The sequence below is a fragment of the Siphonobacter curvatus genome (assembly GCF_002943425.1).
GTDB lineage: Bacteria > Bacteroidota > Bacteroidia > Cytophagales > Spirosomataceae > Siphonobacter > Siphonobacter curvatus.
Genome location: NZ_PTRA01000001.1, coordinates 2,608,217 through 2,633,739 on the forward strand (window position 1 = coordinate 2,608,217; position 25,523 = coordinate 2,633,739).

At 47.4% G+C, this 25,523-nt stretch carries 22 protein-coding genes; all 22 read left to right on the plus strand.

Translation table 11 applies throughout. The features are described from left to right. Positions 1-38: 38 nt before the first annotated feature. The 22 genes from C5O19_RS10830 to C5O19_RS10935 all read left to right on the plus strand — a co-directional run bounded on the left by C5O19_RS10830 (position 39) and on the right by C5O19_RS10935 (position 25,480). A complete protein-coding gene (locus C5O19_RS10830; protein ID WP_165796002.1) occupies positions 39-2,405 on the plus strand; it encodes an SLBB domain-containing protein in 2,367 nt (788 codons plus the stop codon). Between the two features lie 27 nt (positions 2,406-2,432). Next, positions 2,433-3,551: a hypothetical protein gene (locus tag C5O19_RS10835; protein ID WP_104712029.1), complete on the plus strand. Its 1,119-nt coding sequence runs from the start codon at positions 2,433-2,435 to the stop codon at positions 3,549-3,551. Continuing rightward, entirely contained in the window at positions 3,548-4,396 is an 849-nt protein-coding gene (locus tag C5O19_RS10840) for an ABC transporter permease (RefSeq protein ID WP_104712030.1), read from the plus strand. The genes C5O19_RS10835 and C5O19_RS10840 overlap by 4 nt, the downstream gene beginning before the upstream one ends. Positions 4,397-4,455: 59 nt before the next feature. After that, positions 4,456-5,709, plus strand: a complete 1,254-nt coding sequence (locus C5O19_RS10845; protein WP_104712031.1) for an ABC transporter ATP-binding protein — start codon at positions 4,456-4,458, stop codon at positions 5,707-5,709. Beyond that, complete coding sequence (locus C5O19_RS10850) at positions 5,706-6,788, plus strand: DegT/DnrJ/EryC1/StrS family aminotransferase (protein WP_104712032.1); 1,083 nt, start codon at positions 5,706-5,708, stop codon at positions 6,786-6,788. Before C5O19_RS10845 ends, C5O19_RS10850 begins: the two co-directional genes overlap by 4 nt. A gap of 11 nt (positions 6,789-6,799) precedes the next feature. Next, the gene (locus tag C5O19_RS10855; RefSeq protein ID WP_104712033.1) at positions 6,800-8,854 is read left to right on the plus strand and encodes an ArnT family glycosyltransferase; all 2,055 of its coding nucleotides are present in this window, start codon (positions 6,800-6,802) and stop codon (positions 8,852-8,854) included. 120 nt (positions 8,855-8,974) lie between these two features. Further along, on the plus strand, positions 8,975-9,673 hold the full coding sequence (locus C5O19_RS10860; protein WP_104712034.1) for a WbqC family protein: 699 nt from the start codon (positions 8,975-8,977) through the stop codon (positions 9,671-9,673). Between the two features lie 38 nt (positions 9,674-9,711). Further along, positions 9,712-10,698, plus strand: a complete 987-nt coding sequence (locus C5O19_RS10865; protein WP_104712035.1) for a glycosyltransferase family 2 protein — start codon at positions 9,712-9,714, stop codon at positions 10,696-10,698. A 12-nt stretch (positions 10,699-10,710) separates the two neighbouring features. Then, complete coding sequence (locus tag C5O19_RS10870) at positions 10,711-11,814, plus strand: glycosyltransferase (RefSeq protein WP_104712036.1); 1,104 nt, start codon at positions 10,711-10,713, stop codon at positions 11,812-11,814. Positions 11,815-11,892: 78 nt separating this feature from the next. Then, the gene (locus tag C5O19_RS10875; protein ID WP_104712037.1) at positions 11,893-13,071 is read left to right on the plus strand and encodes a glycosyltransferase family 4 protein; all 1,179 of its coding nucleotides are present in this window, start codon (positions 11,893-11,895) and stop codon (positions 13,069-13,071) included. Between the two features lie 111 nt (positions 13,072-13,182). Next, positions 13,183-14,172, plus strand: coding sequence for a glycosyl transferase (locus C5O19_RS10880; protein WP_104712038.1), 990 nt, complete (start codon positions 13,183-13,185; stop codon positions 14,170-14,172). A 26-nt stretch (positions 14,173-14,198) separates the two neighbouring features. Continuing rightward, complete coding sequence (locus C5O19_RS10885) at positions 14,199-15,248, plus strand: glycosyltransferase family 9 protein (protein ID WP_104712039.1); 1,050 nt, start codon at positions 14,199-14,201, stop codon at positions 15,246-15,248. 4 nt (positions 15,249-15,252) lie between these two features. Continuing rightward, positions 15,253-16,203: a hypothetical protein gene (locus C5O19_RS10890; protein WP_104712040.1), complete on the plus strand. Its 951-nt coding sequence runs from the start codon at positions 15,253-15,255 to the stop codon at positions 16,201-16,203. Positions 16,204-16,331: 128 nt separating this feature from the next. Next, entirely contained in the window at positions 16,332-17,312 is a 981-nt protein-coding gene (locus C5O19_RS10895) for a glycosyltransferase family 2 protein (protein WP_104712041.1), read from the plus strand. 14 nt (positions 17,313-17,326) lie between these two features. Then, complete coding sequence (locus tag C5O19_RS10900) at positions 17,327-18,049, plus strand: DUF5672 family protein (protein WP_104712042.1); 723 nt, start codon at positions 17,327-17,329, stop codon at positions 18,047-18,049. A gap of 20 nt (positions 18,050-18,069) precedes the next feature. Beyond that, positions 18,070-18,966, plus strand: a complete 897-nt coding sequence (locus C5O19_RS10905) for a glycosyltransferase family 2 protein (protein ID WP_104712043.1) — start codon at positions 18,070-18,072, stop codon at positions 18,964-18,966. A 320-nt stretch (positions 18,967-19,286) separates the two neighbouring features. Beyond that, positions 19,287-20,291 carry a hypothetical protein gene (locus tag C5O19_RS10910; protein ID WP_133163346.1) on the plus strand — a complete coding sequence of 335 codons (1,005 nt, stop codon included), beginning with the start codon at positions 19,287-19,289 and terminating at the stop codon, positions 20,289-20,291. Positions 20,292-20,294: 3 nt separating this feature from the next. After that, positions 20,295-21,443 carry a glycosyltransferase family 4 protein gene (locus C5O19_RS10915; RefSeq protein WP_104712045.1) on the plus strand — a complete coding sequence of 383 codons (1,149 nt, stop codon included), beginning with the start codon at positions 20,295-20,297 and terminating at the stop codon, positions 21,441-21,443. Beyond that, positions 21,440-22,579 (plus strand): glycosyltransferase, encoded by a 1,140-nt coding sequence (locus tag C5O19_RS10920; RefSeq protein ID WP_104712046.1) that lies wholly within the window; start codon positions 21,440-21,442, stop codon positions 22,577-22,579. Before C5O19_RS10915 ends, C5O19_RS10920 begins: the two co-directional genes overlap by 4 nt. 16 nt (positions 22,580-22,595) lie before the next feature. Beyond that, complete coding sequence (locus tag C5O19_RS10925; RefSeq protein ID WP_104712047.1) at positions 22,596-23,540, plus strand: glycosyltransferase family 2 protein; 945 nt, start codon at positions 22,596-22,598, stop codon at positions 23,538-23,540. Next, positions 23,512-24,075 carry a WcaF family extracellular polysaccharide biosynthesis acetyltransferase gene (locus tag C5O19_RS10930; RefSeq protein ID WP_104712048.1) on the plus strand — a complete coding sequence of 188 codons (564 nt, stop codon included), beginning with the start codon at positions 23,512-23,514 and terminating at the stop codon, positions 24,073-24,075. The genes C5O19_RS10925 and C5O19_RS10930 overlap by 29 nt, the downstream gene beginning before the upstream one ends. Before the next feature lie 229 nt (positions 24,076-24,304). Next, positions 24,305-25,480, plus strand: coding sequence for an MraY family glycosyltransferase (locus C5O19_RS10935; RefSeq protein WP_104712049.1), 1,176 nt, complete (start codon positions 24,305-24,307; stop codon positions 25,478-25,480). Positions 25,481-25,523 lie beyond the last annotated feature (43 nt).

Here is a 25,523-nt window from a genome sequence, read left to right on the forward strand (position 1 = left end):
CTGCATCAACTCTGAAACTAACACTTATTTCTGGCTTTTTGCTGTTCACTCAGCTGGTGTGGGCTCAGATCCCCCAATTACCTTACCCTTCGTCCAGCTTACCTGCTAACTTTCCGATTCAGCAGCAACAGCCTACTCTGGTTAATCCAGGGAATACCAATCAGGTAGACAATGCCCAGCAACGGCAGTACATTCAGGATCAGCGAGCGAAAGCCCGTGAAGATTCTGTGCGTTTATTACGAGCTAATACAGAAGAGCCCGGTACGAAAGAACAAAAAATTAAGATTTTTGGTGCCGATATCTTCTCAAATAAAAGCCTGGATATCGCTCCAATTACTAATATTCCTACCCCAAAAGGTTACATCTTAGGGGCTGGCGACCAGTTGATTATTAACGTGTATGGGGATCTGTACCGGGACATCAATATTCAGAAGACTATTACCCCTGAAGGGATCTTACAACTCGAACAGGTAGGCCCCATCTTCGTCAATGGTCTGACCATTGAAGCCGCTACAGAGCGGATTCGTGCGAAACTCGCCCGAATCTATCCCATTGGCCGCGGTATGGACATGAGTATCCGCATTGGTAACATCCGAAGTATTCGGATTAACTTCATTGGAGAAGTAGTCAATCCGGGTACGTACAATCTTCCTTCCCTAGCAACAGTCATGAACGCCCTGTATTTCTCAGGCGGCCCAACCGCTTCGGGATCGTTCCGTACCATTAACCTGATTCGCCGCAACCGTTCCGGTCAGGATACCGTATTCCGGACCATCGATTTGTATAAATACCTGACGAAAGGTTTACGGATGAGCGACATCAGTCTGAAAGATGATGATGTCATTCAAATCCCCCCCTACCGGTCACGGGTAGAACTGACGTCTGGGGTAAAGAAGACGGGTTATTTCGAATTATTACCCGGCGAAAAACTCGGTGATTTAGTTGCATATGCTGGGGGTCTCGTAGAAGACGCGTACCGCCCTACGATTACGATTCAACGCATTACACCCAATGGCCGTAAGTTTATTGATGTACGCGAAGAAGAAATGAATACGTTCGAAGTAATGAATGGTGACCGTGTAGGCATCAATCGTGTACCCGAACGCGAAGAAAATATGGTGGTGGTCAGTGGAGCCGTGTATATGCCCGGATCGTATCCGCTGGACCGTAACCCGACGGTAAAAGACCTGATTCGCCGGGCTGAAGGACCTAAACGTGATGCTTTTTTGGGTCGTGCGGCCATCCACCGTCAGAAAGATGATTTGACGGAAGAACTGATCCCCGTAAACCTAACCCGCATTCTCAACGGAAAAGATACCAACATCGTACTTAAACCTCTGGATCGCCTGGAAGTCGCCAGCGTAACCCAGTTGCGGGAAGGTATGACGGTACGAATTTTAGGTGAAGTTAACACCCCTAAAGGTGACTCGGCGGAGACCAATGGCTACTATCCTTGGTTTGAAGGAATGACCGTTGAAGATCTTATCATTACGGCGGGAAATCTACGGGCGGCGGCCTCTCCCAATCACATTGAAGTGATTCGCCCCAAACGTCTGGATTCCGACGATCCCAAACTCATTAATTCAACGCTGGCAGAAACGTTTACCCTGTCCATTAGCCGTGACCTGCGTTTGACAGATGAAGCTTCCAAGTTCCAGTTGAAACCCTATGACGTCGTATACGTACGGGCTTCTCCCAACTTCGAAAATAACCAAGCGGCAAAAGTCGAAGGTCAGGTACGTACACCTGGTGATTACGGTCTGGTGGATCGCGACGAACGTATTTCGGATTTGATCAAGCGGGCTGGTGGACTTACGGCCTACGCTTACGTAGAAGGAGCTTCACTGATTCGCAGAACCAAGCTTACGAAAGCAGAAATTGATCAGCAGCAGAAAACTTTGAATACGATCAGTAACGATGGTCGGAAATCCGCTCTTCAAGCCGATGTAGTAGCCGAAAATAAAGAAGAAGCCATCGGTATCGATTTGAAGAAAATTCTGGAAAAACCACATACGGATATTGACTTGATTCTTCAGGATGGAGATCTGTTGACGGTTCCGAAGTTTAACCCAACGATTAAAATTGAAGGTGAAGTACAGTTGCCTACGACAACCCGTTACACAAAAAATGTGGGCGTTGGCGAGTACATCTCACGGGCCGGTGGTTTTACTTCTCGTAGCGTGAAGAAACGTACGTACGTAATCTACGCAAATGGCTATGCCAAGAAGACGAAGCGATTCCTGTTCTTCAATTCGTATCCGGAAGTACGGCCTGGTTCTCGCATCATCGTACCCGTACGTACGCAGGCCGACATTACAGCCGCACAGGTGATGGGTGTGATTGGTACCATCGGTGGTTCGCTTTCCGGCCTCTTGGGTATCTACGCTATTCTCCGAACGTTATAATCGTAACTCCAGCCTTTCATAATAATTATGGTAACAGAAGAATCTCATAAACCCGTACTTACGCCCAATGGGGAGGTGGCCGTTGTTGAGCCAGCTCCCTCATTTGACCCCCGGAAACTAATGAATACGGTCTCTACCGTATTCAAAACAATCCTCAAGTATTGGTGGTTATTACTGGTGTGTGTACTACTCGGCGGCTTAGGTGGTTGGATTTATGACCAGGTGAATGAAGTACCTGATCAGTATGAAGCCTCCCTGATCTTTAACCTGGAAAGTGGCTCAGGTAATTCGGAGCTTTCTAATTTCGCTAGTGCTTTGGGGATGTCAGCGGGTAGTTCAAGTGCGAATATGTTCTCGGGGCCAAACTTCATTTCCCTGTTTCGCTCCAAGAAAATTGGTAACCGCGTTATGTTGACGAAGGTCACGATTGGTAACAAAACGGATCTGCTCGCTAACTTTTACAAAGACCGTTCAGGAGCTCTGCGTCGAACGAAAAACGAAGAATACCTGGGTAAGAAATTCCGTTTCCCGGATAAGCCCATTAAGCAGTATTCAAATGCAGAAATGTCCTATCTGGATATGTTCCGTGATTACGCTTCGCAGGACTTGCAAATAGATAACGTAGACCGGAAGTCTAGTTTTATGGAGTTGTCCATCAAGACCGAATCCGATACGTTGTCAAAACTGATGGTGGAAACCTGGCTGGCTCGAATGACTGATTTCTACAAAGAAACGCAAAGTCAGAAAACGCTAGAATTGCTTGATCTAAACGTTCACCGTCGCGATTCGGTACTGACGAAACTAACCGGAGCTGAACGTAGATTAGCCTCATCTCAAGATTATAGTCAATACATGATTATGCCTTCGGGTCGGGTGAACGAACAGCGGCTCACGCAGAACACGACTTATCTGCAAGGACTTTACATGGAGTCGATCCGGAACATCGATGCCTTGCGTACCTCGCTTATTCGGGAAAGCCCCTTAGTAATGATTATTGATGAGCCGACTTTTCCTTTGCCAGTTACTCCCTATCCCAAAGGAAAAGCCATTAAAATTGGGATTGCTCTAGGCATTGTGCTGTCATTGGCGGCCATGTTCCTGATTAATTCCTATCAAAACATGATGAAAAAATTACAGAATTCATGACCCAGGAAACGATTATAGAACACGGCAGGTCGCAGAAGAACTACTGGTCTGAATTTTGGAAGTCTACCGAATTATTCTGGATTCTTGCCAAACGGGACATTACCGTTCGGTATAAACAAACGGTTCTGGGTATTCTCTGGAGCGTCGTTCGCCCCGTACTCACTACGGCTGTCCTCTTTTTTGCGTTTGGTAAGGTAGCGGGGTTACAATTTGAACCGGGTGTACCGCCTAAGCTGGCTATTTTCGCGGGTGTACTCATCTGGAACTTCTTTGCTAACTCGCTTTCGCAGGTAAGCCACAGTATATTAAGTAATTCCAACCTGGTTTCGAAAGTCTACTTCCCCCGATTGATCCTACCGACTAGTTCAGTTATGGTCGGCTTCGTTGATTTTCTAGTTGGCTTTGCCTTAATTATTCCGATGTACATTTGGTACTACTTCAAGCAGGATTTTACGCCCTCCTGGCAGCTGGTATTCTTACCTCTGTTTTTAGGGATGGCGTACCTGGCTTCGTTTGGTTTCGGACTATTTCTGGCGGTTATGAACGTGAAGTACCGTGACTTTACCCAGCTTACTCCTTTCATTATCCAGTTTGGATTCTATGCGTGTCCCGTGGCGTACTCGTCCATGAATATTCGGCAATACGCTGATCAGTGGTGGTACCCGCTTTATAATATGAATCCCATCGTAGGAATTATTGATGGTTTTCGCTGGACACTTTTGGGCGGTACAGCTCCGTTCAACTGGGAAAGTTTTATCCCCAGTGTGATCATTATTCTAGTAGTTGTCTTCAGTTCTGTTGCTTTTTTCCGTAAACGCGAAAACGGTTTTGTTGACTATATTTAATCTTCAAAGCTTTTTTTCACCAATAGGTTGACTGGCTCCCTCCGTTAACCTTCCCTGTTATGAATGCCATCCAGGTTGAAAATATAGGTAAACGCTACTTCATCGATCACCAGAAAAAATACGGTGGTCCATCGGGGTTAAAAGAAACCGTACTCAATAGCTTTCAATCGCTGTTCGGTTCCAAGCCACAGGAGACTTCCGTCAAAGAAGAATTTTGGGCTCTTAAAAATGTAACCTTCGACGTAGCTCAGGGCGACCGAATCGGAATCGTTGGACACAACGGAGCCGGAAAGTCTACGCTTTTAAAAGTACTCAGCCGGATCACTGAGCCGACCGAAGGCCGGGTAACGGTACGGGGTCGTATCGCCAGTTTGCTGGAAGTAGGTACTGGCTTTCACCAAGAGCTTACGGGTCGCGAGAACATCTTTCTCAACGGTGCTATTCTCGGGATGAAACAGTCCGAGATCAAGCAACATTTTGACGAAATCGTGGCCTTCGCCGGGATCGAGAAATTTCTGGATACCCCCGTAAAACGTTATTCTTCGGGGATGTTTGTACGCTTAGGCTTTGCAATTGCGGCTCACCTTGAACCCGAAATTCTGATCATCGATGAAGTACTCGCCGTAGGTGACGCTGAATTCCAGCGGAAGTGTCTCGGCAAAATGAAAGATGTGTCAGACAGCGGTCGGACAATTTTGTTCGTCAGTCATAACCTCACGGCTGTACAAAGTCTGTGCAACAAAGCTGTATTCATGAACCGTGGCCAAATGGTCGCCGTCGGTGAAACGGGGCAGATCATTACCGATTACATGGCCAAGATTAACCAGACCAGTCTGGTACGGGAATGGACTACCCCCGAATCAGCTCCCGGTAATGATCAGGTACGGATCAAAAAGATTGAACTGATGCCTACGTTTAGCGGCAGTCAAACCCGCATTGACGTACGTACGCCCATCCGGGTTCGGTTTGAGTTCTGGAACTTCGTCAAGAATGCCAAGCTTAACCTGAGTATGCACTTCAATTCCATGACGGGAGAAACCATCTTTAACCTGGCCTCTCCCCAACTGGATGCAAACCCCGGCGTGATTACGGGCGAAGTAGAACTGCCCGGCAACTTCCTCAATGATGGCACCTATACCATTACGATGATGATTGTAAAAGATGCGGCGACGGTACTGTATCACCTACAGGAATCCATTTTATTTGAAATTGACGATTATCGCGGCGAAGTGGCTTGGTACGGCAAATGGCCGGGTTCCGTTCGTCCTTATTTCCCCTTCACTATCGAACAGGCAGAGGAGGTTAACGTATGAGCGAAAAAATTTTTGTAACCAAGTCTTACCTTCCTCCTCAAGAAGAATATATCGCGTACTTAAACGGCATCTGGGAACGCCATCATTTGACCAACCAGGGACCGCTCGTTCTGGAATTAGAACAAAAATTGCGACAATACCTCGGTCTTGAGCACCTGCATTTCAGCTCCAATGGTACCATTGTGCTGCAAATGGCTTTGAAGGCTCTCCGGATTACGGGCGAAGTAATCACAACGCCTTTTTCTTACTGTGCGACCTCCCACGCCATTGCCTGGGAAAATGCCACACCCATTTTCGCGGACATCCGGAAAGAAGATCTCTGTATTGATCCGGACTGCATTGAGGCTCTGATTACGCCGAAAACGCAGGCCATTCTGGCTACGCACGTGTATGGGATTCCCTGTCAGATTGAACGAATCGAAGCCATTGCCAAGCAGCATGGCTTATACGTCATTTACGATGCCGCTCATACCTTCGGCGTCCAGTACAAGGGTAAATCCTTACTCAGTTACGGCGACGTTTCGACCTGTAGTTTTCACGCCACGAAAGTGTTCCATACGGTGGAGGGTGGCATGATCACGACGCCTAATGCTGAACTCTCCGAGCAGTTAAAACTCTACCGTAGCTTTGGTCACGTAGGGGATGACTATTTCGACATTGGGATCAACGCCAAGAACTCGGAGTTTCATGCGGCCATGGGTTTGTGTAATCTGCCCAAAGTGGATGAGATTATTGCAGGCCGCCGCCGGGTTACGGAGAGCTACGATCAGCACCTAAACTGGGAAAAGCTCACGAAACCTACTATACCCGCAGACGTGGAGTGGAATCATGCGTACTACCCCGTTTTCTTTGAAACGGAAGCTGATTTGCTGAAGGTACGCGATGCCTTAGCCGCTCAGAACATTTTCGTTCGTCGGTATTTTTATCCTTCCTTAAACACGTTGAGCTTTTTGCACGCTCATCAGTCATGTCCGGTTTCGGAGTACATGGCCGTACGTGCCCTAAGTCTGCCGCTGTATCCGGATCTGCCGGATCACGACGTCGAACGAATTATTTCGATCATCAACGAAAACCTGTAATAGTACCAAACATGTGGGATTGGTTGTACCGCCTACTCTTTCTGATGTTCGTGGGCTTCTGCTTCCGGGTAGCTGCTCAGGTCTCACGAAAGTCTTTAGTAGATGTAATCATCACGGCATTTACGGTCTTTGCCGGTAGTATCATTGTCTCCGGATTTGTCTTATCGTTTTTGCATAAAACGGCGGATGTACGCTTCTGGGCGGGCTTTGTATTCATTCCGCCTTTCATTTTTTACCTCTTATTCTCGAAAGTATTCATTCGGGAGTACGAGGATTTCTCTGTGATCAGTCTTCTGGGCAGTACGCTTCAAAAGACCTGGACCTGGTATAAAGAGCTGTCTCTTTACCTGAAAGTGGTCTTTGGTCTGATGATCGTAACTCTGGCAACGGTGTCCTTTATCAGTTTACTCTTGGTGCTGTTCACCGTTCCGAATGAATGGGATAGTATGACGGGTCATTTGGTACGGGTCATGTACTTCATTCAACGCGGTACGATGGCTCCGTTCTACGGTACCAACTGGAATATTGACACCTATCCCCGTAGCGTTTGCGGTATTCAGATTTACAGCTACCTCATCACGGGTAAAATTGAGAATGCTTTCAAGCTTATCAATTACCTCAGCTACTGGATTTCCGTATTGGCGGCTTACGGCATTGCTCAATCCATTAGCCGAAATACCACAGCCAGCGTATTCAGTGCTCTGGCGATGGGTTTGCTACCGAACGTACTCCTCCAGTCTACAACGACCGATACAGACATCGTGCTGATGGGTTACGTTAGTTGTCTGGTGTATTTCCTGTTTGCCTACCACCAAACGCACCGTCGCCGGTATTTGTACCTGGCCGGACTCATTTTTGGTATTGGTCTGGGTCATAAGATCACACTAGTTCTACAATTCCCCTCGTTATTCATGGTGGCGTTGTACGTCTTTGTGTTCGGAGTCCCCAATGTCAAATATTCCCTGGGTCAGCTGAAGCACTTCTTTACCTCAGCGGTTATCGGCGTGCTGCTGTTTACGTTACCTACGGGTTATCTGTCTAACCTTCAGCGGTACAACCACCCCATTGGGCCCCCTACGGCTACGCGTCACCAATCGGTGGAACGAGCCGGCGGTATCTTTAGCCCAAATCTTTACGAACAAGGTACCCGGAATTTCCTGCGTTACGGTTTTGATTTCATGAACCTGGACGGTCTTACCAACCTGCCCGGCGTGATTGAAGGGCCTAATCAATGGTTTAAAGCTCCGTTTGTATGGCTGGAAGGAAAAGTACACGCCCGCCTTCGGGAAGAGACGGATTTTACGATCCGACCGTTCAGCTACAATCGGGATTACATTTTCATGAATGGCCTACCCTACTGGGGCATCATGGGTTTTGCTTTGTTGTGGCCGCTAGTATTTCTGGTGCTGTTTGGGGTCATTCGCTCCAAACCCCTGCTTTTCCTGGCCGGAGCGGCTTTGCTGCACGCGGCTGCTTTGTCGTATTCGGCTCCCTACGATCCGTTCAAAGGCCGGTACTTCATTAGTACAAGCATTTACGTAATTCCTTTCCTGACGGTCCTGTTTACGAAACGGCATTCCTTACTAGGTTCGCGGGAACTGACTTTGAAAAGTTATATTTTATTCATTGTTGCTCTCGCCTGTGCTTCCGCATTTTTTGCCGTATTGTGGAACGAACGTTGCCTGCCGGTAGCTCACAACGGCCATCCTTCGGCGTTTGACGAAGGTCGGATCGAACGTATGTCTTATGCCCGCGAGGATATTACGCCAGCATACAAGAATTTTGATCGAATCGTGCCTGAACATGCGACCGTTGCTTTGGCGGACATCAACGACGATTACGAATACCCCCTGTTCGGTAAGGACCTGACGCGGAAGCTCATTCCCATCAATCCTTTTGAACGCGGATTGCAGCCCATTCCCAAAGAAGCGGAATACCTGTTCTTTGCAGCCAGCGTGATCAAACCCCAACCCGGCGACATTCGGCTCGGAACGGATACAACAGCCGCTACCCGAGCAAAAATGATCGTTCCGGCGGAAGATTACTGGCTCCGGAGATTGAAATAAGCAGCCCGGAAAGAGCAGACGTTCAACGCTCTGCTCTTTCCGGCTTAAGTAACCTTCATACGCTCTCCTCTTCATAAAGAGCTTTCTAGTCAACCTTCTTTTACATTGAACCCAGCCGATATGACTTTAGCCATCATGCAACCCTATCTGTTTCCGTACATTGGCTATTTTCAGCTGATGAAAGCGGTGGATACGTTTGTACTCTACGATGATGTCGCCTTCATTAACCGGGGCTGGATCAATCGGAATAACCTGCTTAATAACGGCAAAGCCCAACTGTTTACGATTCCGCTGAAAGACGCCAGTCAGAACAAACTGATTCGTGAAATTTCAATCGATACACAGCAGAAATGGCGGGATAAATTGCTGAAGACCATTCAGCAAACGTACCGGAAAGCCCCGCAATACGCGGCGGTATATCCATTATTGGAGGAAATTTTACAATTCCCGGAGGAAAACATTAGTACCTATATCTTGAATAGTCTGGTACAAATCAATGCGTATCTGGGCATTACGACGAAGCTGGTACCCAGTTCGACGATTTACGAAAACCAGGACTTGAAGGCTCAGGAACGCATTCTTGACATCTGCTTGCAGGAAAAAGCGGATCATTACATCAATCCTATTGGCGGGAAAGAGCTGTACAGCCATGAGCGGTTTGCCGAACACCAGATCCGGTTAAATTTTATTCGTTCCGAAAAGGTAGAATATCCCCAGTTGGGCGGAGACTTTGTACCCTGGTTGAGTATCGTAGATGTGCTCATGTTCAATACCAAAGAACAAGTGGATGAGCTGTTGAAAGCGTACGTACTGGAGTGATCGTGTATCAAACGCCGGATTTGAAGCGGCCCTTTTGTATGGTTGATGTTTCCATTCTGATTATTAATTATAAGTGTGCGGATCTGACGATTGCCGCCATTCAATCCGTTAAAGACTGGACCAAACGGGTCAGTTACGAAGTGATTGTGGTGGATAACGATTCACAGGATCAGAGTAAAGCTCAGGTACTCGAGCAACACCCCGATATTCAGTGGATCGATATGGGTTACAATGCGGGCTTTGCTCGGGCCAACAACCGGGCCATTCAGGCGGCTCAGGGTCGGTACTATCTGCTGCTGAATGCCGATACGTTGCAAAACATGGACGCCATTGATGTGTGCGTGGAACGCATGGATGCTGAACCGGACGTTGCTGCGTCAGCTCCCATGCAACTGTACGGGAATGGCAGTCCTCAACCCTATTTTGAGAGTTTTGCCGAGTTTCGCCGCATTTTTTACATCGTTCCTATCCGCCTACAGGCCTGGGTGGAGCGTATGTTGCCCGCTACGGTATATACCGATCCCCGTCAGCACGACTGGCTCGTAGGGGCCTTTATGGTGGTACGCCGGGAAGCCGTACAAAAAGTCGGTGCTCTGGATGAGAGTTTCTTTATGTACGGTGAAGATGTGGAATGGTCGTACCGGCTCGGTAAAGTTGGGAAGCTGTTGTACTACAAGGATTTAGGTTTCCTGCATCTCACCAGTGACTCCCCCTTCCGCCGGACGGATGTTTCTTACGTCAATCGGTTCAACGTACAGATGCAGGTCTCAAATCTGCTCTGGTTACGTAAGCAATACGGCGTGGGGGCGTACCTGGTCGTCATGCTGAATTATGCCTTGTTGATTCCGATTTTTACGGGCTGGAAAGCCTTTGTGAATCTGAAGAATCGGCGACCCATCGGCAGTGAAATGGAAAATCAACGTCGCTTTGCCCGGCGATTTCAGATGTTATTGCGGTATTTTTGGCCGACGGTATTCAACCGTCCGGGTTTTTACAAGATAAAACCGGAAGAAAACATTGCCTGAGTCTGTCCCTTTATGTCCACTCGTAAGATACTGATTATCACCCCCTACGCAGGTCGAACCGGCTCAGAAATGATGATGGGGTATTTGCTGAATCGATTCAATCGGGATCTTTTTCAGTTGGGCTTGTGTACGCTGCAGCCCGGTGAATTACTGAATGACCTACCCCCGGATGTTCCTACGTTTACGGCTCCGCACCACTTTTCAGTCGTTCAGAAATTACAAAACAAGTTCGGCGAAAACCCGATTTTCCGGTACCTGCGAAACGTACAGAAACAGTTTAAAGCCGATATCTGGTATTTGAACACTCTGGTACCGGCCTTCTTATTACCGCTGGCTCAGGAACTGGGCGTGCGGGTGGTGACGCATTTTCACGAACTCCCCCTTGAATACATGGCGTTGAAGGGAGAGGCATTCCGGCGATTAATTACCGAAAGCGATCGCATCATTGGCTGTTCGGAAATCGTTTGCCAACGTATTCGCGAGGCCGGTGGACAACGAATCGAACTCTGCCATTCCCTCATCGATCATTCTCGCATTAAGATTCAGCCGGACCGCGTACAGAAACTTCGGCAATCGTTGAATATTCAGCCCCACGAGTTCGTCTGGGTGATGTCCGGACAAAGCACGTACCGCAAGGGATTTGATCTCCTACCCGATTTCGCGGAACAGTTAAAAGGCTCTCCCGCTCGTATCATTTGGTTGGGACAGGTCATTGACGACGGATTCGTAACGTATACACAGGAAAAATTAAAACATAATTCGGGCGTCCGAGTTGATGTATTGGGCGTGCAACGGGAAGATTATTATCACTATCTATCCCTCGCCGACGGCTTTCTGCTGACTTCCCGGGAAGATCCCTTCCCTCTGGTGATGATTGAAGCGGCAGCTCTGGCAAAACCCATCGTCGCGTTTAATTCAGGGGGTGTGGCTGAGTTTGTACAGGAAGAAATGGGCGAAGTTGTCGATTCCTGGAATGTACGGGATGTAGTTACTGTCCTACAGAAAGTAATGAATAAAGAGTTGATTTTCAACGCTGAAAAAGCGAAAAATCGAGCCCAACAATTTGATGTTTCCGTGATTATTTCCCGCTGGGAAACCATCATGCGACAGCTTTGATCGACGAAAAAGGCTTTCTTTCTGAGAAAGAGTCGTATTTTTGCCCCCTTGTTTGAGCAATAAACCCTTAATCCCCTTATGAAGAAAATTCTGTTCATCAGTCACGACGCCAACCGGGCAGGTGCACAGATTTTGTTGCTTCGTTTTCTGAAGAAGCTTAAACAACTTCCTGAGTATCAGTTTAAAGTTTTACTCAAACACGGCGGTACGCTCATCCGGGATTTTGAAAGAGTAGCTCCCGTCTACCACTGGTATCACCGCGATACCCAGCAGCGGAGTAAGGTTTCGCGTTTATTGAACCGTAAAACCTTTCACGATCAGGTGCTTCAGGAGATTCAGAATGAAGGTTTCGACCTGATTGTCTCGAATACCATTACCAATGGCGACCTACTCAATCTGCTACGTCCCCTGGTATCCTGCCCCATCGTGACTTATGCCCACGAAATGCCCATGGGTATTTCGATGTATACGGACCCTTCGAGTTTTAATCAGACCCTTCGGCATACTAGTCAATACTGGGCTTGTTCGCAGGCTCAACGTCTGGTGTATATCGAACGTTTCGGTATTTCACCCGAGTCCATTGCGGTACTACCCTCGCTCCTGCCCGATGGAGCCTGGGATTTGCAGCCTTCCGCAGAAGCTACCCAGCAAATCCGGCAACTGCTGGATTTACCGGAACAGGCTCTGCTGGTAGGAGCTGTAGGTACCTTTGACTGGCGTAAGGGAATTGATGTTTTCGTGCAACTCGCCCGGCAATCGACACCCAATACGCATTTTGTGTGGGTAGGCGGCCATGAGCATCAGGTCGAGTATCACATGATTACGGAAGATCTGCGTCGGCTGGGACTCAGCGACCGCGTCCACCTGATTCCGCACTCCGACCGGCCGTTTGACTTCATGGCTACCTTTGATGTATTCGTGCTGACGTCCCGGGAAGAACCGTATCCGCTGGTGGTGCTGGAAGCCGCCCTGTTGGCCAAACCCATCGTTTGCTTTGCTCAGTCGGGTGGAGCTCCGGATTTCGTGGAAAGCGATGCGGGCTTTGTAGCCGACTACCTGGATACGCAGATGATGAGTCAGCAAATTACCCAATTACTAGGCGACCCTGCCTTACGGGAAGCCATGGGGAACAAGGCTCGGGAAAAAGTATTCGCCCGCCATCAGGACGACCATGCCATGCAAGTGTTTGTGCAACTGCTGGAAACGAGTCTGGCTGAAACCCGTGGATCGAAACCCACGCGGGCAACGTATCCCTGAGACGTTCGGGTGAAATCCGCCGCTTAGAAACACGAGTGCCTGGTTGGCCGTTTTAATAAAAATTAGATTTACATCGCTCAAAGCGGAAGAGCCCCTTAACGCTTCAACCCCTTGAAAACGCTTGCTTTTACTATTTGTTCGATCAACTATCTGGCCCAGGCTCGTACACTGGGCGAATCGCTGGCGGTTACCAATCCTGACATTCATTACGTCATTGGTTTGGTAGACCGACTCGAAGGGGTAGCTTTCGAATCGGACAAAATACCTTCCTTTGAATTACTGGAGCTCCATCGCATCCACATTCCAAACCGGGAGTGGATGGAGAAGAATTACGATATTACGGAGCTGAATACGGCGGTGAAGCCCCTGTTCTTTCAGCATTTCTATAAACAGTATCCTGACTATCAGAATTTTATTTATTTTGATCCGGATATTATTGTTTTTACCCGCTTAACGTACTTACTCGACCGCTTGCAGGAGCATCAGTTTGTACTAACGCCGCATACGCTTAGTCCGTTTCCAGATACGTGTATGCCCAATGAGTGTGATTTACTCAACACGGGTACGTTCAACCTGGGTTTTATTGCTCTGCGGAAAACCGATCAGACGCAGCAATTTATCAACTGGTGGGCTGAAAAGCTGGCGTATCAGGCGTATAATGACATTTGTAATGGGCTGTTTACCGATCAGAAGTGGATTAATTATGTACCCCACTATTTCGATGGCGTGTACATTAGTCGGCATCCCGGTCATAACGTAGCGTACTGGAATCTCCACGAAAGGCAGTTCACGTATCGCGATGGACAATGGCTCATTAACGATAACTGGCCCTTACAGTTTTTTCATTTTTCTGGCTATTCGCCCACTTCACCCGATTCTATTTCGCGGTACCAGAACCGGTTTACTTTCGAAGATCGACCCGACGTACGGCCTTTGTTCGATTACTACGCGGAACGCATGAATGCGAATTTCAACGCGTACTACCGGCTTTTTCCCTGCGTATACGTGCGTCCCAAGAAACTCATTCGATTACTACGGGTTCGGAAAGCCCTGCGAATGCCCTTTGAAAAAGTCGCTCACTGGTTAAATCCGCAGGCCTAAGTACTGCGGCTACGCGATTCGCTTGTATGGAAAAATTCATTGCCCTCTGGCAACATCGATACCGAAAATACTCCGAAATCCTGCGGACGTATGTTCAATTCTGGAAAGCTTACGTTTGGGTTAAGTGGGTAAAAATCACCAGTGGTAAACCCACCATTGGTGTACTCATGGCCGAGCACCTGGGTGACATTGTGGCCTGCGAACCACTGGCACGTACCATTCGGGAGCGGCATCCGGATGCTCAGATTTTCTGGATTGTCAAGAAATCTTTCCGGGAGCTGGTTGAATATAATCCCGCCATTACGCAACGCATTGAAGAACCTAACGTGCTATTTTCCTGCCTGTTGCTGGAGAAAAACCCCTTTGATCAACTGTACAATCTTCATTTATCAAACCGGGTATATTTTCCGCTCAACAGACGACTGGTCAATACCCACGCCGATCAGCAAGATCTGACCATTCACAATTACCTGCATTTTGGCCGGCTGGCTGAAGTATTTGCAGCGGCGGGCGGATTGCCACTTCCCGACCGTACGGAAGCTCCTCGCCTGTACATTCCCGATACGGTACGGACGAAAATTGATTCGCTCAAACTTCCGGCTCGTTTCGCTGTTTTCCATACGTTCTCCAATCAGCCCGTCAAAGACTGGCAACCCCAACACTGGAATCAGTTAACGGCTCGCGTGCTGGAGGATTTTGGTCCCGTTGTGGAAGTAGGGCTGAAAGGACAAATCCAGAGCTCCTCGCCCGAATTCCGCGATTTATGCGGCCAGCTGAGTATCCTGGAAACGGCCGAAGTGATTCGTCGGGCGAGTTTTTTTGTGGGCGTTGATAGTGGACCGGCTCACCTGGCGAATGCCGTAGGAACGTACGGCTTTCTGCTCATTGGTCAATTAGGCCATTTTGAAGATTTCAATTTATACACGGGAGGTTACGGAGAAGGTACTAACGCCCGAGTGATCTGGAAGCGGAAAGGTCCGGCATCATCCCTCTCCTTTGAGGAAGTTTGGCAGCCCATTCAGGAATACCTGGCGGGTCGCCGCATGACGGAACTCTTTACCAAACGGATTGTCTAAACGTATGTCTGTTCATTTTTTTACCGCGTGCTGGAGTCAGCAGCTAGCTCAGGTTTTCCTCCTAGCCGATCAACTGGCCGAGCATCATCCTGATTCTCTACTATGGGTGGGATGGATGGATGAGTCCTTCAACGTAGCGGTTCCGGCTAATGTGCGACTGATTAAGGTCGAGGATATTCCTGGTTTATTACCGCTGGCTGAACGCTATACTAAAACCGAATTTTTGCATATCAGTCGGGTCTGGCTGGGACGACATCTCTTAAACCAGGTTGCCCTGATTTTTCTGGAACCCGAAACGCAGGTACTCCGCCCGCTGACCGCAGTAGTGGAAGCCCTGAAGCAGCGACCGGCTGTACTGTTTTCGCAGTGGCTCCAGCCCCATCCGGATACGCAATTCCCGGATAGTAAATATTTTCTGAACTACGGAACGTATTTTTCCGGCATCTGGGCCATTCGTCCGGATGCCAGAACGAATTCGTTTTTGGCGTGGTGGTGCCAGAACCTGGAAACCCGGGGCGGTTATCATTTGTGCGAAGGTCAGGGTTCCGACCAACTCTGGCTAGACATGGCTCCGGCCTTGTTTGAAGGCGTACTTCCCTTACGAAATGCGGCTTACGGTATTCACGCCGGTAATGCGTTTGAGCGTACGATTGCTGAACCGGTTACCTTACACCACGGGGGACTTTCCTACCAAAGCGGTCAGTATGCGTCTTATCTGACCAACCGGCCCATGCCTGCTTATTTCAAGGAAGCAAGTAAGCGCTATAAAACCCTCGTGACGAAGCAACCCGTATATAATCAAACGCAGTCCCGGCAACCGGCGTTTGGCCTGCCAGATCCATTTGAACCCGTCAGTTTAAAACGGCAACACTGGGCGGCTTGGGTACAGAAATGGATCAAAACCATCAATACCTACCAACCCGATTTCCTGTTCCGGCAATCGCAGCCGCAGTAAGTTCCTGGAGTACTCCTTCGTAGTTCCCCAAGAAACGGCTAACTTTGACTACTTTTTCTTTGAGTTCAACCCATGGGAAGGATGTATGTATTCATACTGAATTCCTATAAAGGCCCTTATTTGTCTGTATGAAAGTTTCAGTGGCGATGTGTACTTACAATGGTTCCCGGTATTTACCCGAACAATTGGAAAGTATCCGGCGTCAGACACTTCCCATTCATGAACTAGTCGTGTGCGATGATCGGTCGCAGGATACTACTATTCAGTTACTGGAAACCTTTGCTGCTACCGTTTCTTTTCCGGTGCACATTCACGTCAATCCCAGCAATTTAGGTTCAACGAAAAATTTCGAAAAATGCCTGAATTTATGCACGGGTGACGTTATTTTTTGCTGTGATCAGGATGACCTCTGGCACGAAACCAAAGTAGCCCGGCAAGTAGCGTATCTGCAGCAGCATCCGGAAATGGACGCTGTATTTACGAATGCCCAGATCATTGATGATGACTCCCAGCCCGTCGGTAAAACCATCTGGGATGAGATCGAATTCGATGCCGACGCTCAGCAACGCTGGTCCAGCGGAAAAGCGTATGACATTCTGTTCGGAGGCTACGTAGTAACTGGAGCGACTTTAGCGATTCGTCGTTCTATTCTGGCCCGCGTTGCTCCTTTTCCAGTGGCTTACAAGGAATTGATCCACGATGCCTGGATCGCTCTGGTGCTGTCCCTGCAAAATAAAATTGGTTTTATTGCCGACGAGCTGCTCTTCTACCGAAAACATTCCACCCAGCAGGTTGGCTTCGGGCAAAAGAAAGAGAAAGTCACCTTGCAAAGCCGTTTTTCCAGAGATCGTACGCTAAAACTGGCTCCCCTTCGGGAAAAAGCTGAAAACTTTCAGACGCTGCATGGCTTATTACAGTCACGGACCGACATTCCTCGCGAAAAGTTGGCCCAGTTGATTGAACGGCAAAAACATTTTAAAGTACGGGCTAACCTACCGCAATCGCGGTTGAGCCGCCTACCGAAAGTATTCGGCGAGTGGATTCAGGGCCGGTATCGGTACAGTAGCAAAGATTGGTGGTTGCCCTTTCTGGGGGATCTTTTTGAGTAATCTAATTAGTAAGTATGTCCGCATCGGTAGCCGTTGTTATTCCCATGTATCGTTCCGACCTGAACGCGTACGAAAAAATAGCTTTACAACAATGCCTGAGGAAATTAAGTCAGTATCCCATCGTTATTGTAAAGCCCGAATCGCTGGATTTGTCGTACTTGAATGAATGGTATTCGGACTTCCGTTTCGTATCATTTGCGGATGCTTATTTTAAAGGAATCGACGCCTATAATTTATTATTGACTCAAACGGATTTTTACCAAGCTTTTTCCACCTATGAATACATACTCATCTACCAGTTAGATGCTTTTGTATTTAAAGATGAACTGGCTGAATGGTGTCAAAAAGAATACGATTACGTAGGAGCTCCGTTGCTAGCACCCAATGCAGCTCCGCGTTCGTTGACGGATCTGAAAAAACCCTTATTGAATGGAGGACTTTCCTTACGGAAGGTACAAGCTTCGATCAAATTAATTAAGGCGTACCAACGTCTATATGGTCAGTGGCCCGGCAATGAAGACATGCTTTTTTCGCTGCATTCAACTCGCCTGGTTGTTTTTAGACCGCTCATGCATTTGCCCACGCCCCGGCAGGCCTTATCCTTTGCTTTCGAGCAATTTCCGGAGTACGGGTACGAATTAACTCAATCGCAATTGCCCTTTGGCTGCCATGCCTGGGAGAAGTATGATCTCAATTTCTGGCGGCCGTTTTTTCAGCAGCAAGGGTATACTATTTAACCTTATGATCAACCGAGTATATGGGATTTTTTAAAGAGAATGATATAAAAGAATTTGTCAGCAAAGCTTCCTTTGATGAGCGAATCCTCTTGAATAAAAATCAGAATTATCCAAAAATAAGCGTCATTACCCCCTCGTATAACCAAGCTGAATTTTTAGAAAAGACCATTTTAAGTATCCTCAATCAAAACTACCCGAATCTGGAGTTCATTATCATGGATGGTGGTTCCACAGATGGTAGTGTTGAGGTAATCAAAAAATACGAAAAGTATATTGCTTACTGGGTTAGTGCGAAAGACGGTGGACAAACGGCAGCCATTAACGCCGGATTCAAAAAAGCAACGGGCGACTGGGTTACCTTCCAAAACTCTGATGATGTTTTTGCTCCGAATGCCCTTTTAAACGTAGCTAAAGCCATTCGAAATCATCCCGAAGATTCGGTCTTTTATGGTCACCTGTTGATGATTGATGGAGATGACCGGGTTTTTGAACATAAAAAGCAGATCCCTTTCTGGATGCAGGCTCAGGTATACGAAGGTATGCAGGTGTTTAACCAATGCATGATTTTTAAGCGGGATTTATTAACGAAGTACGGGTACTTCGACGAAAATTATCGTTTCGCCTTTGACTACGAAATTTGCACGCGTTGGGGTACACATTCGGAAATTAAATTCCGTTTAGTGAACGACTTTTGGGGTTGCTTCCGGCAACATGAATTGGCCAAAAGTTCCACCATCTTTACTGTAGGTTTATCTGAACACGAGCAAATCAAACATAAGTATTCTCAGACCATACGACCGTCGTTTCCCGAGCGTATGTTACAAAAAGTCATCCGATTACGGAAATTCGTTTTATTCCTGACCAGTGGTGATTTAGCCTATTTCTTTTATAGACTCCGGTTTTCTCCTAAAGCATAAAAGCCATGTTCAAAAGCCTATTTGAAGGTTTCCAATACAAAAGGATGGCTTTGGGAATTGCCTTATTCTCCATGGGCTATCCTATTATTTTCTTCCTACGGGACGGACTTAAATTGGCTCCCCAGTCATCCGTCTTTACGGCTGTCTGCTTGGTATTAGGGTTACTCTTAATGATTCCGAGTACCATCTTTAGAAAATACTATAGCCTTAATCAGAAGATCGCGGTACCGGTTCTAGGCTGGATTGGTATTTGTATTTTTTACTTGTTCATCATTAATCCAGGAGGTAGTTCACTCCCTCGCGAGCTGATTAATTATGCAATGTCTTTTGCTTTTTGTTTCCTGCTCATTAGTACGCCGAATGAAGTGAAAGATCATGCTTTACCCGTTTTTATTCTATTTATATTCTTGGGGAATCTAGGGCTTTTTTATTCTCTACTTACCAATCCATTTTACGTAGTTGGAGCCCGGGCTTCGATTTATTTTGATGATGAATACGGTGGCAATCCGCACGTTTTTGCTCGGAATGGTTTCTTTGGTGTAATTGGTTCAGCGATCTTATTATTTCTTACTAAAGAGAATATTCTTTACAAATTACTGGCCTTAGTTAACTTTTTTGCTTCGTTGGTAACGGTAATTTTAACCCAAAGCCGTTCTACACTTCTGGCCGTTCTTTTGTCGTTGGGAGCACTAATTTTCTTCCATTTCAAGCTCAGCAATTTAAAGCGAATAACTAGTACGTTATTCAAACCCCGTAATTTTATCATAATGCTGATTGTCGTTTATTACGTCATCTACAAAATCAGCCGTATGGATTTCATTAACTTGCTCATTGGTATATCGGAAACCTTTTTCCAGAAGTTTCTGGACATATTTGAAACCAGTGTACAAGGGGCCGATGCAGACGAAGTAGCCGATTATTCGGCTTTACAACGAGTCATTTCATTTAATACGTTCAAAAATACTTTATTCTATAATCCTATTTCATTAATTCTAGGTAATGGATACCGGGCCATTTATATGGACTTTCCTATTCTTGAATCCATGTATAATTACGGGCTAGCTGGTATTTATTTCTTTGGTAAATCAGTTATTGAAATTGTCAAGGAGTGTTATAAAAGTATTCGATCCGTTATTAGTCCATTTTCGACCTTCTTAGGCTTCGTATTTATTCCCATTACGGTTTCCGTGTTCTCGCAAGGGCAGCCTAATGATACCACTTTCATTTATCCATTTTTGTTGATGGCCCGCTTCATGAACTTTGAAAAAGATGTGGCGGAGTCAAAGCCCGTACCCAAAGCTCAAACGCTGGCTCCTGTTGCTTAACGTATGCGAGTACTTGTAGTTCATAACATTTTGTGGTCTCATTATAAGGCAGCTTTGTTCTCAGAATTGGCTCGTCAGTGCCCGCTCCAATCGGCATTTTTAGTATTGCAGATGGCTGAATCAGAAAGCAAATACCAGCAACTGGGTAAAGCCGGTGCGATCACGCATGATTACCCATATGAACTACTCCACGAAGGTCCACTGCATACGCTACCACTTTCTAAAAAGATACCGGGACTATTAAGGGCTATTCGCCGTTTTAAACCCGATGTAGTCAACTTATCTGGCTATTACGACCCCGCGTACTGGGTCGTCATGATGTACTGCCGATTACGCGGGATTGCCCTAGTCTTGAGCAATGAATCTAGTGAAAAAGATGGAGCCCGTGCGGGTGTCAAAGAGCGAATCAAGGAATACATTATTCGTCAGTTTGACGGCTTTATCAACTTTGGATCTTCGTCCGCTCAATATGCCTTACGTCTGGGAGCTCAGCCTCGGCAAATCCTGACGCAACATGCGGCCGTGGTAAACGAAACGGTGATTCGTTCGGTTTATACTGAAGCGTATGCCCAACGGGAAGACGTGCGTCAACAGCAGGGACTGGCTCCGCATCAGTTTGTTTTTGTGGGTCGGTTGGCCGAAGAGAAAAACCTTCCAACCTTGCTGAACGCCTTTACGTGGCTGAAGGCGAATGAACCGCAGGCTCGTAATTGGGAATTACTTATTGTGGGTGATGGCCCGATGCGTCCGCAGCTGGAAAATCGTTCAGGCGTTCGTTGGATGGGTGGACAACCCTGGGACCGGATTCCAGCGTACTTAGCTTTAGCGGATGCCTTGATTTTACCCAGTTACTTTGAGCCCTGGGGACTGGTTGTGAACGAAGCGATGATTTGCGGACTACCCGTACTGGTCTCGTCCCAATGCGGTTGTGTGAATGATCTGGTGGAGGAAGGGAAAAATGGTTATACGTTTGACCCCCGCAACGAACACGAACTAGCCTCTCTGATGCAGTCTTTCGTTCAGCTAAACGATGCAGACCGGACCCGTATGGGTCAACACTCCCTGCAACTGATTGCACCTTTTAACATTACGCGGGTAGCCAAGGAAATCTGGCAGGGTTACCAACGAATTTTATCAGCAGCGAATTCATGAAAATATTAAATCTGTGTGGGTATTCCTGGGAAATTGGTGGACCGGCGAAAGTGATTTACGATCATACCAACGTACAGATTCAGTTGGGAGCTGAAGTAACCATTCTTACGCCTTTGTCGGAAGGAGAACGGCTATACACTATTCCCGAAGGAGCGAAAGTCGTTACCACCAAACGGCATTGGCTGGCCCGGTTTATCCCCGAGTTTTCGCCTGAGTTGTACCGTTACTACCGGCAACACGCCCACGAATATGATATTGTTCACATCCATGGTCCCTTCCACTTTGCGGGTTGGGTACCTTTCTGGGTACGGTCGAAAGCGAAGAAAGTGTTTACCGTTCACGGTACACTTGACCGCTGGGCCATGCAGAAATCAGGCTGGAAGAAACAGCTTATTTCAGCTCTTTTTCAGCGAAAATACGTGGATCAATGCGATCTAATTCAGGTACATAATCCCGATGAAGAGGAAGATCTGAAGCGTTACCTTGGGCATACGCACCCGAATGTGGTGATGATTAACAACGGGATGCTTCTCTCCGATTATGATCAATTACCGGCAAAAGGTATTTTTCGGAAGAAATTCGGTATTGCTGAGCAGGCACCGCTCATTCTTTTCCTGAGTCGCATCAATGTCAAGAAGGGTCTGAATCTACTATTACCGGCCTTTCAGAATTTGCTTAAAACTTATCCCGAAGCCCGTTTGTGCATTACGGGTCCAGATGACGGCTACCTGTCTTACGTTACTGATTTCATTCAGAAGCAGCAACTGAGTCAGCAAATCATTCTGACTGGCATGCTTACGGGTACCGATAAACTGGAAGCCATTGTAGACGCTGACGTTTTTGCTCTGCCTACGTATTCAGAAAGTTTTTCACTGGCGGCTTTGGAAGCGATGGTTTGCGGCACGGCGGTACTGACTACCGACCGGATTGGTTTTGGCCATTTACTCAAACAAAACCACGCCGCCGAGCTGGTCACGCACGACGTAAGCGATGTAGAACGCGGCCTGCGACGCCTGATCGACGATCCGGCGTATCGTTTGCAATTGGCTGCTAAAGGTCAGACTTTTGCCCGTGACGTAGCCGACATTAAAAAGGTTGCTACCCGGTTGTATCGGGCCTTCGAATCTATTCTGTAGTTGTATCCTTTTTTCCATGACCCCTACTCCGTCACCCCTGTCTCCTACCGTTCCGGATCTGACGGTCATATTACTGACATTCAATGAAGAAAAACACATTGAACGTTGTTTGAAAAGCCTGTTGCTCGTCACGGATAAAATTTTCATCGTTGATTCCGGATCGACAGACCGTACCGTTGCACTAGCGACTTCTTTGGGTGCCCGGGTCGTTCAGAATCCCTGGGTTAATTACGCTAATCAGTTCAATTTTGGCATTCAGCACTGCCCGTATCAGACGGAGTGGCTCATGCGGATGGACGCCGACGAATACATTCTGCCCGAACTTGCTCAGGAAATCCGGCAAACCCTGCCGACGCTTCCTACTTCGGTTTCGGGTCTGTATATTAAACGGCGGGTGATGTTCATGGATCAGTGGATTCGTTACGGTGGCTATTACCCAACCTGGCTTCTGCGAATCTGGCGAAGTGGGAAAGGTCACTGCGAAGAATTGTGGATGGACGAACACATCAAGCTTTCCGAAGGAGAAACGGCCCGGATGAACCACGATCTCGTCGATCATAACCTGAATAACCTGACTTGGTGGACGCAGAAACACAATCTGTACGCCATTCGGGAAGCCATTGACCTGCTCAACGTAAAGTATGACTTTGGCAACGTCGAAATCGTCACCCCTAAACTCTTTGGTACGCAAGAACAGCGGAAACGTTACCTGAAGATTAAATACGCCAGTCTGCCCCTGTTCACGCGGCCTTTCTTGTACTTCCTGTTTCGGTACTTCTTCAAGATGGGATTTCTGGACGGCAAACGTGGAATCGTCTGGCACTTTTTACAGGGCTTCTGGTACCGATTCCTGGTCGACGCCAAAATCTTTGAAGTATATCACCGGGCGGGGACCTCGAAGGAAGGCATCGCTCAATTTTTTCTAACCGAATATGGAAAAGACGTACTCGGGAAGCGTTGATCTATCCCGTTACCAGCAACTGCCGCAGTATTCCAGCAAAAGCTGGCGGAATCGCCTCTGGTTTGTAATCAATGCCCTGCTATTCGCCAGTAACTGGCCCATCCCCGTAAGTCTGAAAATCTGGATCTTACGTAAGTTTGGTGCAACGATTGGCACCGGGGTTATGATCAAACCCAGTGTGAACATTAAATTTCCCTGGCTTTTGGAAATTGGCGATTACGTCTGGATTGGCGAAGAAGTATGGATCGATAATTTGGTTCAGGTTCGCATCGGTTCCAATGCCTGTCTGTCGCAGGGAGCCATGTTACTTTGCGGCAATCATAACTACAAATCCTCTCGCTTTGACCTGATGACCGCTCCCATTACGCTCGAAGCTGGCGTCTGGATTGGTGCCAAGTCGATTGTATGCCCGGGAGTCACTTGTTTTTCCCATGCCATGTTAGCAGTGGGCTCAGTAGCTACGACTAACCTAGAGGCATATGGGATTTATCGGGGAAATCCAGCCGCAAAAGTACGCACCCGGGTGATTGAGTAAGTGTTCAGACGTATCTATTGCCGCTCGGTATATCTTTGGTAGGTTTAGTACCGCTGGGCAGCCGTTTGTCAGCTTTTGTCAATTTTATCGATTATAAATCTAGACAAATGGTGAAAGGCTACGTTTTGATTAGTAGTTTTAACAGATTTTTGGTGAAGTCCCTAGTAGAAGTACCTGGCAGTGCCCACCCGCCATACTTGATCGAACCAACTGTATTGAGTCAAACGGTATGATAACAGCGTTACGTCAATTCCTGAACGAAGCATTTGTTCAGGTCATCATTTCCCTCCTTGCCGCATGTTGGCTTACGGTTGAAGCAATTCCAGTCATTATAAACATCTCCCGGCTCCGTAACCTGATGAAGGAACCCGAAGCCCGGAGTGCTCACTCCAATAGAACGCCTACGCTGGGTGGTATTGCCATTTTTGCCGGTACGATGATCGGCTACTTTCTCTGGCAGCCCGACGGTGAAACACATCTGCACCATTTAGCCATTGCCGGTATCATTATTCTGTTTTTCACAGGGGTCAAAGACGATATTTTGGTGATTGCTCCCATGAAAAAGATGCTGGCCCAGATTTTCGCCTCGGCTCTGGTCATCATTGGTGCGGATTTACGAATCAACGATTTCTTTGGAATTTTGGGTATTCACCAGATTCCTTACCTGATTAGCGTACTACTCACGGTATTCATCTTCATTGCCCTTACGAATGCGATCAACCTCATTGACGGGATCGATGGTCTAGCGGGCGGCATTGGATTGATTGCCTCGATGATTTTTGGTTCCTGGTTCCTGTTGAATGCTCAGTATCCACTGGCCATTCTGGCGGCTTCTCTTTCGGGATCTTTGCTAGGGTTTATTCGCTTTAACTTTTCCCGAACCAGTAAGATTTTCATGGGTGATACGGGCTCGTTGATTCTGGGCTTCGTCCTGACGCTATTTGCCGTTAAATTCATTCACCTGAATACGGGAGCAGGAGCCATTCTCGACGCTCCTATTTTGGCCATTGTCGTGCTGGTGGTACCGATTTTCGATACGCTCCGCGTGTTTATCATTCGGATTATGGACGGTCGTTCTCCGTTTACTCCGGACAAAAACCATACGCACCACATCCTACTGGCTCAGGGATTAAGTCACTTTCAGGCCACTTGTGCCCTTTGTGGATTAACAATTGGGCTAACAGGCTTTTTCCTGCTCATCCGTCATTCCATCACCACGAATCAAAGTCTGCTAATTTTAGTAGGTTTGTTTATTGCCTATAACTACGCAAGTTATCTGCTGATTCGTCGCGTGGGTTACGTCGATCCTTCGCTGGCGGATACGGCTCAGAAAAAGCAGATCAAACGCGAAGCCAAGGCCCGGCTTAAAAAGATCAAACGTCTTCGGAAAGTATACGAAAACTAGCTTTTCCGAAACGAAAACACCGGCTCATCACCGGTGTTTTTTT

What these genes read in the sequence shown, in the direction of transcription:
- C5O19_RS10870 (WP_104712036.1), top strand. Translation starts at nt 10,711, where the DNA reads ATGTCCACTCGTAAGATACTGATTATCACCCCCTACGCAGGTCGAACC.
- C5O19_RS10925 (WP_104712047.1), top strand. Translation starts at nt 22,596, where the DNA reads ATGACCCCTACTCCGTCACCCCTGTCTCCTACCGTTCCGGATCTGACG.
- C5O19_RS10840 (WP_104712030.1), top strand. Translation starts at nt 3,548, where the DNA reads ATGACCCAGGAAACGATTATAGAACACGGCAGGTCGCAGAAGAACTAC.
- C5O19_RS10900 (WP_104712042.1), top strand. Translation starts at nt 17,327, where the DNA reads ATGTCCGCATCGGTAGCCGTTGTTATTCCCATGTATCGTTCCGACCTG.
- C5O19_RS10845 (WP_104712031.1), top strand. Translation starts at nt 4,456, where the DNA reads ATGAATGCCATCCAGGTTGAAAATATAGGTAAACGCTACTTCATCGAT.
- C5O19_RS10875 (WP_104712037.1), top strand. Translation starts at nt 11,893, where the DNA reads ATGAAGAAAATTCTGTTCATCAGTCACGACGCCAACCGGGCAGGTGCA.
- C5O19_RS10895 (WP_104712041.1), top strand. Translation starts at nt 16,332, where the DNA reads ATGAAAGTTTCAGTGGCGATGTGTACTTACAATGGTTCCCGGTATTTA.
- C5O19_RS10860 (WP_104712034.1), top strand. Translation starts at nt 8,975, where the DNA reads ATGACTTTAGCCATCATGCAACCCTATCTGTTTCCGTACATTGGCTAT.
- C5O19_RS10865 (WP_104712035.1), top strand. Translation starts at nt 9,712, where the DNA reads ATGGTTGATGTTTCCATTCTGATTATTAATTATAAGTGTGCGGATCTG.
- C5O19_RS10920 (WP_104712046.1), top strand. Translation starts at nt 21,440, where the DNA reads ATGAAAATATTAAATCTGTGTGGGTATTCCTGGGAAATTGGTGGACCG.
- C5O19_RS10910 (WP_133163346.1), top strand. Translation starts at nt 19,287, where the DNA reads ATGTCTTTTGCTTTTTGTTTCCTGCTCATTAGTACGCCGAATGAAGTG.
- C5O19_RS10905 (WP_104712043.1), top strand. Translation starts at nt 18,070, where the DNA reads ATGGGATTTTTTAAAGAGAATGATATAAAAGAATTTGTCAGCAAAGCT.
- C5O19_RS10835 (WP_104712029.1), top strand. Translation starts at nt 2,433, where the DNA reads ATGGTAACAGAAGAATCTCATAAACCCGTACTTACGCCCAATGGGGAG.
- C5O19_RS10885 (WP_104712039.1), top strand. Translation starts at nt 14,199, where the DNA reads ATGGAAAAATTCATTGCCCTCTGGCAACATCGATACCGAAAATACTCC.
- C5O19_RS10850 (WP_104712032.1), top strand. Translation starts at nt 5,706, where the DNA reads ATGAGCGAAAAAATTTTTGTAACCAAGTCTTACCTTCCTCCTCAAGAA.
- C5O19_RS10855 (WP_104712033.1), top strand. Translation starts at nt 6,800, where the DNA reads ATGTGGGATTGGTTGTACCGCCTACTCTTTCTGATGTTCGTGGGCTTC.
- C5O19_RS10890 (WP_104712040.1), top strand. Translation starts at nt 15,253, where the DNA reads ATGTCTGTTCATTTTTTTACCGCGTGCTGGAGTCAGCAGCTAGCTCAG.
- C5O19_RS10930 (WP_104712048.1), top strand. Translation starts at nt 23,512, where the DNA reads ATGGAAAAGACGTACTCGGGAAGCGTTGATCTATCCCGTTACCAGCAA.
- C5O19_RS10935 (WP_104712049.1), top strand. Translation starts at nt 24,305, where the DNA reads ATGATAACAGCGTTACGTCAATTCCTGAACGAAGCATTTGTTCAGGTC.
- C5O19_RS10915 (WP_104712045.1), top strand. Translation starts at nt 20,295, where the DNA reads ATGCGAGTACTTGTAGTTCATAACATTTTGTGGTCTCATTATAAGGCA.